Annotated in this window: 1 protein-coding gene and 1 pseudogene; both read left to right on the top strand. The window is 64.9% G+C overall.

Annotated elements, in window-relative coordinates; translation table 11 throughout:
• Positions 1 to 265: pseudogene (locus BIS11_RS18425) on the top strand (phosphopentomutase); the annotation flags it as partial.
• 29 nt (positions 266 to 294) lie between these two features.
• A complete protein-coding gene (gene deoD / locus BIS11_RS18420; RefSeq protein WP_253420124.1) occupies positions 295 to 1,035 on the top strand; it encodes a purine-nucleoside phosphorylase in 741 nt (246 codons plus the stop codon).
• The last annotated feature ends 16 nt before the right edge of the window (positions 1,036 to 1,051 follow it).

Below are 1,051 nucleotides of genomic sequence, written 5' to 3'. Positions count from 1 at the left end.
CTTCGACACCCGCCTGCCGCAGCTTCTCGAGGCCCTCGATGACGAGGATCTGTTGATCCTGACCGCAGACCACGGCTGCGATCCGAGCTGGGAAGGCACCGAGCACACCCGCGAGTACGTGCCGATCCTGGTGCGCGGCGGCACCTTCACGCCGGGGCCGATCGGCAAGCGCGATACCTTCGCCGACATCGGCCAGACCCTGGCGGATTTCTTCGTGCTGCGCGAAATGGACGACGGCGAAAGCTTTCTGCCCCGCGTGGCCTGACCCACTGACTGGATAATCGAGGAACTTGCATGGCAACGCCGCACATCAACGCTGAAAGAGGCGATTTCGCCGATACCGTGCTCATGCCCGGCGACCCGCTGCGGGCGAAGTACATCGCCGAGACCTATCTCGAGAACGTGCGTCAGGTCAACGACGTGCGCGGCATGCTCGGCTTCACCGGTACCTACCAGGGCGTCGAGGTCTCGGTGATGGGCCACGGCATGGGGATTCCGTCGGTGTCGATCTACGCCAAGGAGCTGATCACCGAGTTCGGCGTCAAGTCGATCATTCGCGTCGGCTCCTGTGGCGCGGTGCGTGACGACGTCAACGTGCGCGACGTGGTGATCGGTCTCGGCGCCAGCACCGACTCCAAGGTCAACCGCATGCGCTTCAACGATCACGACCTGGCCGCCATCGCCGACTTCGAGTGGGCGAGCCACGCCGTGGCCGCCGCCAAGGCGCAGAACGTGCCGGTCAAGGTGGGCAACATCTTCTCGGCGGATCTGTTCTACAACCCGCAAGAGCAGATGGCCGAGCTGATGAAGCGCTACAACATCGTCGGCGTCGAGATGGAAGCCGCCGGCCTCTACGGCGTGGCCGCCGAGTTCGGCGCCCGGGCGCTGACGATCTGCACCGTGTCGGACCATATCCTCAAGGGCGACTCGCTCTCCAGCGCCGATCGCCAGAGCACCTTCAACGACATGATGACCATCGCCCTCGAGGCGGTGCTGCGTGACAAGGGGGCACTTGGCGCCGAGGCGGCATCATGAAGGTCGACGACGCCCC

It is taken from the genome of Halomonas sp. 707D4 (genome assembly GCF_024158685.1).
GTDB lineage: Bacteria > Pseudomonadota > Gammaproteobacteria > Pseudomonadales > Halomonadaceae > Vreelandella.
This window is presented reverse-complemented; position numbering and strand designations above follow the sequence as displayed.

Excerpts from the sequence above, each read along its gene's own strand:
- deoD (WP_253420124.1), top strand. The coding sequence starts at position 295 with ATGGCAACGCCGCACATCAACGCTGAAAGAGGCGATTTCGCCGATACC.